Raw genomic sequence first — 12,855 nt, 5'->3', positions numbered from 1 at the left:
GCACCCACCAATAAATGATGGATGCGTTTGAAATGGTAATTTAATACCGTGCACCTTTCTTCGACTGCCGCACATAAGCGTTACTCTTGTCGCCAGCTCGGGTTAGGCTACCCCGCGGCACATAAGTGATACCACTTAATGCTGCTTCCTTCCGGACCTGACATGGTTCATGGGTACTTATTGCGCAGGACCCAACCGTCAACACTACGTGCAAAAGGCAGGCCAAACAATACGGACAGCCTCAGAAAAGGAATTCAATCTTGCTAGAGCGGATTGCAAGTTACAGGGCACCGCTACCTCCCCATCTAGCACGGCAAGTATTAGTATACTAAGCAAGCTATCAAATTGCAATGAATTGCTTTAATTAATTTTTTCCAATCCAAAAATTTTAGAGATTTTTTTATCCAAATTTTATTGACGCAAAACGGATTACGTGGTAAATTAATCTTTGTCGAAAAGACATCTTATATTTTGGAGGTATACCCAAGTCTGGCTGAAGGGATCGGTCTTGAAAACCGACAGGCGGGTAACACCGCGCGGGGGTTCGAATCCCTCTACCTCCTCCATTTTTGAACTTTCATCCGCTACTTAGTTGAGCGGGTTTTTTTATATCTAAATTCGCTTTTAAGTACTATTTCTACTCGTTGGAAATAGTACTTTTTTGTATTTATAGATAACTTTCTTGTACAATTAAGTACTATGTCATGTTTGTAAAGGGCGGTATATCAAAATTGGAATCAACACAGCCACATATTAAAACAACTAAACTTTTTCTATTTATGCTACTTGTCGGCTTATTGACGGCTGTTGGTGGAGAAATTAAAATAATACCTTTTGAAGAAGGACCTTTTCGGTTCGGTTTAGGAAGTATTATATTCTTTTTCGCTTTACTGATTCGTCCCATACCGATTGTATCTACGGGTTTATTGACTGCACTAATCGTTATTGTCGGTCGATCGTTACTGGATATTTTTATATATGGACAAAGCTTCCTTTCTCAAATTATTGAACATTTGCCGGCAGGGGCTTTCTATATAATGTTCGCACTCTGCTTTAAGCTAATTCCGCTGGACGAGTTAAAAAAACAACCGCTTACGCTTGGTTTGTTGGCAACTGCTTCCGAAGTAATCTCCAACACCATTGAACATATATTAACGGACATTCTGCTTGTTTCTGATTTGGAAAATGTTACTTCCTTTTTATTATTCATTCTCGTTGGATTACTGCGCAGTTATTTTGTTGTTGGCATTTACAGCATGATTACGATGTCGGAACAGAAGAAACAGCTGAAACAGCTCATGACGATTCACTCGGAACTATATGTAGAAGCGTTATATCTTCAAAAAACGATGACCCAAATCGAGCAACTTACAGCAAACAGTTACCAGCTTTATAAAAAGCTGAAATCAAATGAAGCACAGCTAGCTTCCGATGCTTTACATATTGCCCAGGAAATTCATGAAGTAAAAAAAGATAATGAACGCATTCATGCCGGGATTTCTAAAATTACGTCGAGAAATTACCCGTCTAATTTTCTATTGACTGATTTACTAAGCTTTATTGTGGAGGCAAATGAAAATTATGCAGCCTATTTAAATAAATCAATTTCCTTTACACTGATTTGTCCAAATGATTTTCAAACAAAAAATCATATAGCGCTATTTGCTATTTTGAATAATTTAATGGCTAACGCTGTGGAGGCAATTGAAGAGAGCGGATTTATTACATTGAATGTTGCAGTTGAACAGGATACGATTTCTTTTATTGTAGAAGATAATGGAGTTGGTATTGATGCAGCACTCATACCAATCATTTTTGATCCAGGTTATACATCCAAGTTTAACGAACAAGGCCAAGGTTCTACAGGAATCGGTCTTTCCCATACAAAAACAATTGTTGAAAATCTTAAAGGGAATATTCACGTAACGAGCAATACATCGACTTGTTTTGTTGTGCAAATTCCTACAAAAAGTATTCAAAAGGAGAATTACTAATGCGCTATTTTATAGTAGATGATGACCGGGCAAGCCGTATGATGCTCAGTAATATTATTAACGACTGTGAACTCGGAGCTGTTATTGGAGAGGCCAAAAACGGTCTGGATGCCATTCCACAAATTTTAATGATGCAGCCGGAGTTTGTATTAATTGATTTACTTATGCCGCAGTTGGATGGAATTGAAACTATTGAACGCCTTCAACAAAATGGATTTAAAGGTCAGTTTATTATGATCTCACAAGTTGTTAATAAAGAAATGGTCGCTGAAGGCTATTCAAAAGGAATTGAATTTTTTATTCATAAGCCTATTAATAAGGTCGAAGTACAAATGGTATTAAAACGGACAACTGAGCAATACTTATTAAGAAATTCTTTGCAAGTTATTCGTCAGTCCCTGACAAACTTTGATATTACGGATGTGACACATACAAAGAAGACGGCACGGGAACATATTCAGTCGATCTTAAATGATATGGGCATTGTCGCTGAAGTCGGCAGTGAAGACATTATTAAAATTATTGAACAGCTATTAATCGAAAAACATAAAATTGCGCCGCTTCCTCCATTAAAGGAAGTATATGAACGTGTAGCCATGCTGACGAAAAATACGCCGGACGATATTGTAAAAGAAAGTAAAGCGATTGAACAGCGTGTACGCCGAACGATATTAGCCGCAATGATTAACTTGGCGAACTTAGGGATTGTCGATTATACAAACTCTGAATTTGAATATTATACCCCACGCTATTTTGACCTGACGGATATCCGTCATTTAATGAATCAAATAGAGAAAAACGAGCAACGTAAAGCAAAAGTGAACATAAAAAAATTCATCCAAGTTTTATATTCAGAAATTATTAGTAAAGTTGATTAGTCGGTTTTTGTCGGATTTTGTATGTATCTAATAAAATTAGTTTTAGGCTAGTCCTGAATCTGATTTTTTAGGAGGAACTATATTTTGAAAAAGTTTAAAATTAGTTTAGCCGCGCAAATTTTAATCGGTCTTGTACTCGGTGTTATCGTAGGTGCTGTGTTCTTCGGTAATGAAAATGTACAGTCATACTTACAGCCACTTGGCGATATTTTCTTAAACTTAATTAAGATGATCGTTGTACCGATTATTATTTCGACACTGATTGTTGGGGTTGCCGGAACTGGTGACATGAAACAATTAGGTCGTCTTGGCGGTAAAACACTTATTTACTTCGAAGTTATTACAACAGTCGCGATTGTTGTTGGTTTATTAGCAGCTAACCTATTCCAACCAGGTGCTGGAATTGATATGAGTTCATTAGAGAAATCTGATATTTCTTCTTATGTACAAACAACGGAAGCTGAAGAAGACAAAAGCAAAATGCAAATTATTGTAGATATCGTTCCTAAAAACATTGTAAATGCAATGGCAGAAGGCGATATGCTAGCAATTATTTTCTTCTCTGTAATTTTCGGTTTAGGTGTAGCAGCAATTGGTGATCGCGGAAAACCAGTGCTCGCATTCTTCCAAGGTACCGCAGACGCCATGTTCTGGGTCACAAACTTAGTAATGAAGTTCGCACCAATTGGTGTATTTGCACTTATAGGTGTAACCGTTTCCAAATTCGGTGTAGAATCCCTAATACCATTAGGTAAATTGGCAATTTTAGTTTATGCAACAATGATTTTCTTCGTAATTGTTGTATTAGGTCTTACTGCCCGTATTTTCGGTATTAATATCTTTAAATTAATTCGCATGATTAAGGACGAGCTATTACTGGCTTATACGACTTCTTCATCAGAGACAGTATTACCTCGTATTATGTTGAAAACAGAAAAAATGGGTGCACCGAAAGATATCGTATCATTCGTAATCCCGACAGGTTATTCATTCAACTTAGACGGTTCTACTCTTTACCAGGCGATTGCAGCAATCTTCATTGCGCAAATGTACGGTATTGACCTTTCAATTATGGAGCAGATTACATTAATGCTTGTATTAATGGTAACATCTAAAGGCATTGCAGGTGTTCCAGGGGTATCTTTCGTAGTACTTCTTGCAACATTAGGTTCTGTAGGTATTCCACTTGAAGGTTTAGCATTCATTGCAGGTATTGACCGTATTTTAGATATGGCCCGTACAGCTGTAAACGTAGTAGGTAACACATTGGCAGCACTTGTAATGGCAAAATGGGAAAAACGTTTCGACGAGAAGCAATTTGCTGAATACCAAGCTGCAAACTTAAAATAAAATTATAAAATGGCGTAGTGAACGATAACTTCACTACGCCATTTTTTATTTCACTACTTTTGCTAAATAAGCGCGGATCGATGCTTCCCCATTATGTAATGCCTCTTGTGCACGCTCTTCATCTTTTGCAACTTTTGCTTCTGCAGCTTCAATAATCTTTTCAACATCCTGCTGAGGGATGATAACGACCCCATCGCTATCACCTACTACATAATCGCCTGTTTGAACAGCCACGTTTCCTACAGATACGGCTATGCCTACTGTCCCGCCACCGTGTTTATTGCCTGCTGCCACTGTTGTACCTAATGCAAATACCGGAAAATCAATTTCTTTTGCAGCTGCTATATCGCGAATAACCCCGTCCACGACAAAACCTTGTACACCGACACCTTGCGCCAGTTGCATAACAAAATCCCCTGCTACAGCGCGATTCGTATTGCCTTTAGCATCAATGACTAAAATTTCCCCTTTTTCAGCCTGACTGATTGCTTCTAGTACTGCGCCATTTTCCCCATCCGGCAGGCGGACCGTTCTTGCTTGTCCGGCAATTTTAAAGTGTTCGGCAAGCGGTTTAATTGCGGATGCTACATTCGTATGTCCCCCTGTTGCATCGGAAATCGCTGTCGTCGGTAATGCCCGTAAACGCTCTACCATCGATAAAGTCATATTCCCATCCCCTTTTCGCTATACTGTTACAAACCGTAAAAATTTGTAACTACAACAAGCATAAACGATATAACTTTTCCTTCGCAATATTTTTTAAAGTCGTTACAAATATACTTATATTGGGAATACTATTAATAAAAGGAGGGAACTATATTGAACAACTCGCTCATTGAAACGGTAACGGATGAAAGTGGGAAGAAAACTTATAAAATGAAGACCTTCGATATCCAAGTTACGGCCCGGCTGACAGGTGGTCTTGCCCCTACAATCACATATATGCATCGAGATAAAGACGTTACAGATGATATTCGTGCGATTCGCTTTCATTTTGAAAACCCGGTATCATATATCGAAGACTATGCTTCTTTCCAAAGAATGCTTTATGAAAGAGAACAGCGTGCAGTGAATGAACTCTACGAATCCATCAGTATGAAACCTAAAAATATGACGACTGGTAAACAGGTTTTATGGAGCTTTTTTGTCTTTATGCTGATCATGACCCCAATTTTTATTATCGTTTGGACAAAATGAAAAAGACTGATTTCCGCTCTCATACAGAAATCAGTCCTTTTTTTATTATTTTCGTAAATGACTTGTTTGTTCAAGCATATAACCGATACGTGCTACGACATCCTCAACTTGTGCAGGATTTTTCATTAAATCGTAATCGTTAATATCAATACGCAGTACTGGACATGCATTGAAGTTGTTAATCCAGTCTTCATAGCGTCCGTGCATTTCTTCCCAGTACGAATGAGGTGTTTGCTGTTCCATCTCGCGTCCACGTTCATGAATACGTCCAATCACATCATCAATTGGCCCTTCCAAATATACAAGTAAATCCGGATGCGGGAAATATGGTGTCATAACCATTGCATCAAACAGATTTGTATATGTTTCATAATCTGTCGGTGTCATTGTACCTTTGTCATAATGCATCTTCGCAAAAATACCTGTATCTTCGTAAATAGAACGGTCCTGTATAAAGCCCCCGCCATATTCAAAAATACGCTTCTGTTCTTTAAAACGTTCAGCAAGGAAATATACTTGCAAATGGAAGCTCCACTTTTCAAAATCATCATAAAATTTATCTAAATAAGGGTTTGTATCAACCTTTTCATATGAGGTACGGAAGTTTAAGCTATGTGATAACGCTTTTGTCATTGTTGATTTTCCGACACCGACTGTTCCTGCAATTGTAATCACTGCATTAGCAGGAATATTGTACTTCTCTCTTAAGTTCATTTCTGATGCAAACTCCTTTGTTGTAACTTTTCTTCTACTAATCGTAGTACGTACTGTAAATCTTCTTCATTTTTCACAAAATCAAGCTCATCTCCATTTAATGAGATGACAGGAATTTCTGGATGCATCTTTTCAAAATGTCCGATAAATTGATGATAATCGCTTGAAAGTTGTTCCATATATTCTCGTGAAATATTCTTTTCCATTTCACGACCGCGCATCGCGATCCGTTTCATTAATGTATCTAAGCTTGCATGTAAATAAATGACCATATTTGGCTTTGGCATATCAGCAGTTAAAATTCGGTAGATCGACTCGTACTTTTCATACTCTGTCGGCTTCAAAGTACGCTTTGCAAAGATCAAATTTTTAAATATATGATAATCAGCCACTACTGGCCCTTGTGCTCCAAGAATTTCGTGAATATCAGATAATTGTTTATAGCGATTGCACAGGAAAAACATTTCCGTTTGGAAGCTCCATTCACTAATATCTTCATAGAACTTACCTAGAAATGGATTTTCATCTACAATCTCTTTTAATAAATGATAGTCAAACGTTTGTGATACGGCCTTAGATAATGAGGTCTTCCCAACACCAATCGGACCTTCTACTGTTATAAATGGCACAGACATTAGAAGTGCTCCTTCTCTTTTTATAGTCAATGCTTTTAATTTTATCACAACGTTCTTTAGACAACAAAGTAAACTATTCTATTTTACCGAATTCGTGCATAGCCAATTTCTACTAATCAAATTGTGCCAGCGCTTGCTCCTGTAATTTGAATAACTTTTCACGCTGCTCATCATAATCAGCATTTATTTTTTCTTGCTGGGTAAATACCATTTCCTGAAGAGACTGTTCTTTTTCCATAAAATTTTGTTCGATTTGCTCATAGTTTTTCTCTGTTTTTTCGGATAAATCCTGCAATGCCTCGAATAACTGGTCATCCAGCTGGCTTTGTGAAGCAGCCTCATTGTCGATGAGGGTTTCGATGGCCTCATCACGCCTTTGTTCAAGCCCGTGGCATCTCTCTTCAAACAGCTGTTCTGCATCCTCGAACTGCTGATTATATTTTATCAAGATGTCTGTTAGCTCCTGATGTAAATTATCGATTTCCCGTTCCATTGCATCTGTCAGGCCTGAAGCGTATGTAAATTGTGATAGTAGCTTTTGTTGCTCGTTAGTGTAGGATTGAAACTTTCTGCGTTCTTCTGCTTGTTTTTGCTCAAGAAGTTCCATCTTATTGACTTGATAGTTTTTCTTTTCTTCTTCAAAAGCGTTTTTAAAGTTATCCAATATAACTTTTCTTTTGTTGGTGAATAACATTTCAATTTTCTCGATTGCTTGATCACGATTTTGCTTAAGTTTGTTTTCTTCCTGTTCATGCTGCAGTGCAATGGCAGCCTTTTGCTGTTCATATTGCTTCTTCAATGTAAGAGCTACTTGCTGCTCATTACTTTCAATCATCAACAATTTCTGTTCATACTCAATATCTAGATCAGCCAATGCTGTTTCAAAATAATTATTTACTTCTTCCAAGGTTTGAAATGATTTCATTGCTGTTCTCCTTCAAACTTTTCCTCCATCATAGCATGATTTATTTCTTGTCGCCCAACTATTCAATGGCATGCTAAACTAGGTTTTAAGGAGTGATAGATGAATGCTCGAAAATAAAGATCACCATTACATGCAGGAAGCATTGGAAGAAGCGAAAAAAGCTGCAGCCCTTGGAGAAGTACCGATCGGCGCGGTTATTGTATATAAAGATGAAATAATTGCACGTGCACATAATCTACGTGAAACAACCCAAAATGCACTGACACATGCGGAAAGCATGGCTATTGAGGAAGCATGCAGCAAAATAGGCAGCTGGCGTTTAGAAGAGACTACTTTATACGTTACACTTGAGCCTTGCCCGATGTGTGCAGGAGCCATTTTACAGTCACGCGTACCACGGGTTGTATATGGTGCCCGTGATGTAAAGGCAGGCTGTGTCGACTCATTATACCGTCTGCTCAATGACCCTCGATTTAATCATGAATGTACTGTAACGGAAGGTGTGATGGCGGAAGAGTGCGGACAAATTTTAACGGACTTTTTCAAAGCGCTTCGCGACCGTAAAAAAGCAGAAAAGTTAGCGAGAAAACAACAATCTGAAAAGTAAAGAATTCTCATTGATACATTAATACAAGAATAGGCTGGGACATAAATGAATTATTGTTAAATAATAAGTAAGCCTTTATTAGGAAACGGATATATTGCAAATTTGATTGGAATATAGGGCGAGTGTTCGTGCTGACGGCTACGCCTTTCGCTACAAGATTTTCTCTGTGACGAAAGCGTAAGCGTCAGTCACAAGCAAAGCTTCCTGCGGGAATAGCGTGAAGCCTGAAACTAGGAACAAAAGCTAAGAACGCCACGTCTGTGTCAACGCTTTTGCGACCAACATCCTGTTGGCCTCACACCCGCGGAAAGCGTCCTGGAATGGAAATCAATTTTTAACGTTCAGCAAAAAAGCTATTTTTCTAAGAGAAAAATAGCTTTTTGGGTTATGTCCCAGCTCTTTTGTTGTAATTTTTTTAATCTATAGGCTTTACTAGTAAATTAAGTTGGGAATTGGTTCATTTTTTACTAACGCAATTAAAGAATCAATATTTAGTTGCATCATCGCATCACGGGTGCCTATTGTAGCACTTCCTATATGCGGTGTTGCCACAAAATTTTCAAGTTGAAGGAGTTGATGTTTATTACTAATCGGTTCTTCCTCAAACACATCAAAGCCTGCAGCCCAAATCTTCTTTTCCTTTAGGGCAATGTACAGATCCTTTTCATTTACTATTCCACCTCGGGCAACATTTATTAAAATTGCAGTGGACTTCATTAATTTAAGTTGCTCTAAAGTAATAAGGTTTCTTGTTTCAGGAGTAAGCGGTGTAAATATAATAATAAAATCAGATTGAGTTAAGAGAGTATTTAAATCACAGTAAGTAGCGTTATACTTTCTTTCTAACTCTTCTTTTCGATTACGGTTATAATATAGAATTTCCATATCAAATCCTAAAGAGCGTTTTGCTACAGTTTCTCCAATTTTCCCCATACCGATAATTCCTAATTTTTTATTCGAGATATCTACTCCCGCACCCTGGTAAGGACTCCACCCTGTCCACTTGTTCTGCTCAATACACTTCATATTTTGAGGAATTAGACGTGCAGTAGATAACATTAATGCAAACGCCAGATCTGCTGTAGCATCATTCAAAACATTCGGCGTATTTGTAACCAGTATATTTTGCGTTTTCATCAAATCAATATCTAAATTATTGTAACCGACCCCAAAATTTGCGACCAATTTTAAGTTTTTTGCATTTGACAGTACCTGAGAGGAGAATGAATCACCCCCGACACACCACACTGCATCCGCATCCTTTATAGCTTCCTCAGTAAATTTAGCCGGGGCTGAAGTCGATACTTCATTCCACTGAACAATTTCATAATACGGAACTAATTGTTGAACCATATGTTCTGGCATTTTTCGTGTTATAAATAATTTTTTCATTTTAGTCACATAAAAACCCCTTATTAATATTTTATAATTTCTGTTTTTAAAATTTCAGTGTGAAGAAATATCAATTTTCATAGTGCTTCTTAATTTACCTATATAATTTCAGCCCCCCTTAAACTAAGCTATAAGCGAAATTTGCCACATCCTTTAATTTTTCCAGACGGATATTTGTTTTTACTTCCATCGATTCAAACAGCTCCACCACTTTCTCTGTTGCTACATTTCCTGTAGCTCCAGGTGAAAACGGACATCCGCCAAGTCCAGCAATCGAACTATCAAACTTTTCAATTCCTGCGTTTAATGCCGCAACAATATTTGCATAGGCAAAACCGTTTGTATCATGGAAATGAGCCACAAATGTAGTATTCGGGAAATCTCTTTTCAATGCACTGAACCGTTCATACACAATGCGCGGATTTGCCTGTCCATTTGTATCTCCGATGGAAATTTCGTCAGCCCCATCATTTACAAATTGCGCTACGACCCGTTTTACTTGCTCATAGGAGATAGCGCCCTCATACGGACAACTAAAACACATCGACACATAGCCGCGAATAAACTTTTGCTGCGCTTTTGCATGCCGGAACATTTCGCTGCACTCCGCCAAAGAATCTTCAATGGAACGCTTAATATTTTTTTGGTTGAATGTCTCACTGGCCCCGACAAATACCGCAATCTGCGGCACACGTGCATCAATTGCCCTTTCCAGCGCCTTCATATTTGGGGTTAAAGCAATATATTCCATCCCCAGTTCATTGCAAAATGCCGTAATTTCCTGTGCATCTGCCATTTGGGGAACAATTTTCGGATGGACAAATGAAGCCGTTTCAATACGCTGGAAACCTGCTTCATATAATTGCTTGATTAATTGTTTCTTTTCTTCTGTTGGTACAAAGCGTGATTCATTTTGTAAACCATCGCGTGGACCTACTTCAATAATTTCAACTTGCTCTGGAAAGTGCATGATTTTCACCTCAATAAGATTTTGGAAGTTTTAATATATGTTCTCCGACGTATGATAATATCAAGTTCGTTGATATTGGTGCTACTTGATAGAGACGTGTCTCTTTAAATTTCCGTTCAATATCGTATTCTGCCGCAAAACCAAAGCCACCATATGTTTGAATGGCTACATTGGCTGCCTCCCATGATGCATCTGCAGCAAGTAACTTCGCCATATTGGCCTCTGCCCCGCAAGCTTGCTGACGATCATAAAGTTCCGCCGCTTTTATGCGCATTAAATCCGCTGCTTCAATATGAATATGCGCCTGGGCAATCGGAAACTGTATCCCCTGGTTTTGGCCGATCGGACGATCAAAAACAACGCGTTCTTTTGCATAATTCGTTGCCCGTTCGATAAACCAGCGACCATCACCGATACATTCCGCAGCAATTAAAATCCGCTCAGCATTCATTCCGTCTAAAATATAGCGGAATCCTTTTCCTTCTTCGCCAATCAGATTTTCTACGGGTACCTTTAAATTGTCGATAAATAATTCCGTTGTCGCATGGTTCATCATCGTTTTAATCGGGCGTATTTCTAATCCATTTCCAACTGCTTCATTCAGATCAACAATTAGCACGGACAGGCCTTCACTCTTTTTAACGCATTGATCTTTCGGCGTTGTACGCACTAGTAAAATCATTAAATCCGAATGTTCCGCACGAGAAATGAATACCTTTTGACCATTCACGATATAATGGTCGCCATCGCGTCTCGCAAACGTTTTTAAGTTTGTTGTGTCCGTACCCGTATTAGGTTCCGTTACTCCAAATGCTTGTAAACGAAGCGACCCGTCCGCAATCTTCGGCAAATATTTTTCCTTTTGTGCAGGAGAGCCATGCCGTAAAATTGTACCCATCGTATACATTTGTGCATGACACGCGCCTGCGTTCCCGCCTGATCGATTAATCTCTTCTAAAATTACAGATGCCTCCAGTATTCCTAAACCGGAACCACCATATTGTTCTGGTATTAAAGCCCCTAAAAAGCCCGCCTGAGTAATTGCCTCCACAAATTCGGTCGGATAACCGTCGATCTCATCCAATTTACGCCAATAATCACCCTCAAATCGTTTGCAAACTGCTCTTACACCTTCACGAAGTTCTTCTAAAAATGCCAGATTCTCTGTTAACATCATATGAGATCCTCCTACCGTCCGATAAAATTAGGTTTTCTTTTTTCATTGAAGGCTAAAATACCTTCCATTCGATCCTCAGAAGCGATAACCTCGTTGTATGTTTCGATTTCAATCCGAAATGCCTCAGATGCTTCCAATGAACTGATTTCTGCTACTTTTTTTACCCCTTGAACTCCTAATGGTGCATTGCCTGCAATTTTTTCAGCTAACTCAATTGCGGTACTCATTACTTCTTCTGATTCGACAACTCGATTAAATAACCCTGCGTTGTGTGCTTCTTCTGCCGAAACAATTCGTCCTGTAAACAGCCATTCTTTTGCAATATGGAGCGGTACACGTTTTGGCAGTAATCGTGCTCCACCTCCGCCCGGCATAATACCCCGAGTGACCTCAGTTAGGCCCACTTTTGCATTTTTACCAGCTACGATTAAATCTGTATTCAATGCAAGTTCAAACCCTCCTGCAAGCGTATAGCCATTGATCGCAGCAATGGTAGGCTGTTTGCAATTGGCTACTGCCTGAAACATTTGTTCAAATAAATGATGCTGCTCTGTCCATTCTGCCTCGTTCATCCCTCTACGCTCTTTTAAATCAGCGCCTGAACAAAAGGCATCTTCAGTAGAGGAAGTTAAAATAACGACGCGAACCGGCTGCTCATTGAATGACTGAAACACAGATAACAGCTGCTTCGCCATTTCCGTATTAAATGCATGGCGCATTTCCGGTCGGTTTAACGTAACAATCGCAATTTTTTCTTCATATTCATATGAAACTTGGATATATTCCATTCGTTCAATCATCCTCCTGGGAGTTTCATTATTTTCAAGTGAGTTTTTTGTGAGACTGAGGGTATTAATGGAAAGAGGGAGCAATAAGAAATAAATATTAGCGTTATTAGGAAAGAATCTTTTTTCTCTTTTTTTACTATAATATGTATATTATTTTCTCGAATATAACAAAATACTATAAAATTGTAAATGAATTACTAACTTCTTCTTTAAAAAGAAAAAAGCATG

Annotated in this window: 13 protein-coding genes, 1 tRNA gene and 1 other RNA gene; 6 read left to right on the top strand and 9 right to left on the bottom strand. The window is 38.5% G+C overall.

Annotated features, from left to right (window positions below; genetic code table 11):
- Positions 1-46: 46 nt before the first annotated feature.
- Positions 47-314, bottom strand: an RNA gene (ffs, locus tag MKY71_RS00150) — signal recognition particle sRNA large type.
- A 159-nt stretch (positions 315-473) separates the two neighbouring features.
- Here ffs and MKY71_RS00145 point away from each other — a divergent pair.
- From MKY71_RS00145 to MKY71_RS00130, 4 genes are all read left to right on the top strand, one after another.
- Positions 474-566, top strand: a tRNA-Ser gene (locus MKY71_RS00145).
- A gap of 165 nt (positions 567-731) precedes the next feature.
- Positions 732-1,994 (top strand): ATP-binding protein, encoded by a 1,263-nt coding sequence (locus tag MKY71_RS00140; protein ID WP_340731207.1) that lies wholly within the window; start codon positions 732-734, stop codon positions 1,992-1,994.
- Positions 1,994-2,872 carry a response regulator gene (locus tag MKY71_RS00135; protein WP_340731206.1) on the top strand — a complete coding sequence of 293 codons (879 nt, stop codon included), beginning with the start codon at positions 1,994-1,996 and terminating at the stop codon, positions 2,870-2,872. The genes MKY71_RS00140 and MKY71_RS00135 overlap by 1 nt, the downstream gene beginning before the upstream one ends.
- Before the next feature lie 81 nt (positions 2,873-2,953).
- The gene (locus tag MKY71_RS00130) at positions 2,954-4,222 is read left to right on the top strand and encodes a cation:dicarboxylate symporter family transporter (protein ID WP_340733591.1); all 1,269 of its coding nucleotides are present in this window, start codon (positions 2,954-2,956) and stop codon (positions 4,220-4,222) included.
- A gap of 45 nt (positions 4,223-4,267) precedes the next feature.
- On the opposite strand, the gene MKY71_RS00125 is transcribed toward MKY71_RS00130, so the two are convergent.
- A complete protein-coding gene (locus tag MKY71_RS00125) occupies positions 4,268-4,888 on the bottom strand; it encodes an RraA family protein (RefSeq protein ID WP_339174625.1) in 621 nt (206 codons plus the stop codon).
- Positions 4,889-5,041: 153 nt separating this feature from the next.
- On the opposite strand from MKY71_RS00125, the gene MKY71_RS00120 reads away from it, so the two are divergent.
- Positions 5,042-5,419 carry a sodium:proton antiporter gene (locus MKY71_RS00120; RefSeq protein ID WP_340731205.1) on the top strand — a complete coding sequence of 126 codons (378 nt, stop codon included), beginning with the start codon at positions 5,042-5,044 and terminating at the stop codon, positions 5,417-5,419.
- A 45-nt stretch (positions 5,420-5,464) separates the two neighbouring features.
- On the opposite strand, the gene MKY71_RS00115 is transcribed toward MKY71_RS00120, so the two are convergent.
- The 3 genes from MKY71_RS00115 to MKY71_RS00105 form a co-directional block, all read right to left on the bottom strand.
- Positions 5,465-6,133, bottom strand: coding sequence for a deoxynucleoside kinase (locus MKY71_RS00115; protein ID WP_339174622.1), 669 nt, complete (start codon positions 6,131-6,133; stop codon positions 5,465-5,467).
- Positions 6,130-6,768, bottom strand: a complete 639-nt coding sequence (locus MKY71_RS00110) for a deoxynucleoside kinase (RefSeq protein ID WP_339196761.1) — start codon at positions 6,766-6,768, stop codon at positions 6,130-6,132. Before MKY71_RS00110 ends, MKY71_RS00115 begins: the two co-directional genes overlap by 4 nt.
- A 112-nt stretch (positions 6,769-6,880) precedes the next feature.
- Positions 6,881-7,693, bottom strand: coding sequence for a hypothetical protein (locus tag MKY71_RS00105; protein ID WP_340731204.1), 813 nt, complete (start codon positions 7,691-7,693; stop codon positions 6,881-6,883).
- 103 nt (positions 7,694-7,796) lie between these two features.
- On the opposite strand from MKY71_RS00105, the gene tadA reads away from it, so the two are divergent.
- The gene (gene tadA, locus MKY71_RS00100; protein ID WP_340731203.1) at positions 7,797-8,300 is read left to right on the top strand and encodes a tRNA adenosine(34) deaminase TadA; all 504 of its coding nucleotides are present in this window, start codon (positions 7,797-7,799) and stop codon (positions 8,298-8,300) included.
- Between the two features lie 432 nt (positions 8,301-8,732).
- On the opposite strand, the gene MKY71_RS00095 is transcribed toward tadA, so the two are convergent.
- The 4 genes from MKY71_RS00095 to MKY71_RS00080 all read right to left on the bottom strand — a co-directional run bounded on the left by MKY71_RS00095 (position 8,733) and on the right by MKY71_RS00080 (position 12,627).
- On the bottom strand, positions 8,733-9,692 hold the full coding sequence (locus tag MKY71_RS00095; RefSeq protein WP_340733590.1) for a 2-hydroxyacid dehydrogenase: 960 nt from the start codon (positions 9,690-9,692) through the stop codon (positions 8,733-8,735).
- 118 nt (positions 9,693-9,810) lie between these two features.
- Positions 9,811-10,662 carry a hydroxymethylglutaryl-CoA lyase gene (locus tag MKY71_RS00090; RefSeq protein ID WP_340731202.1) on the bottom strand — a complete coding sequence of 284 codons (852 nt, stop codon included), beginning with the start codon at positions 10,660-10,662 and terminating at the stop codon, positions 9,811-9,813.
- A gap of 10 nt (positions 10,663-10,672) precedes the next feature.
- Positions 10,673-11,839: an acyl-CoA dehydrogenase family protein gene (locus MKY71_RS00085; protein WP_340731201.1), complete on the bottom strand. Its 1,167-nt coding sequence runs from the start codon at positions 11,837-11,839 to the stop codon at positions 10,673-10,675.
- A gap of 11 nt (positions 11,840-11,850) precedes the next feature.
- Positions 11,851-12,627 carry an enoyl-CoA hydratase/isomerase family protein gene (locus MKY71_RS00080; RefSeq protein ID WP_340731200.1) on the bottom strand — a complete coding sequence of 259 codons (777 nt, stop codon included), beginning with the start codon at positions 12,625-12,627 and terminating at the stop codon, positions 11,851-11,853.
- Between the last annotated feature and the right edge of the window lie 228 nt (positions 12,628-12,855).

It is taken from the genome of Solibacillus sp. FSL W7-1324, assembly GCF_038008025.1.
Lineage (GTDB): Bacteria > Bacillota > Bacilli > Bacillales_A > Planococcaceae > Solibacillus.
This window is presented reverse-complemented; position numbering and strand designations above follow the sequence as displayed.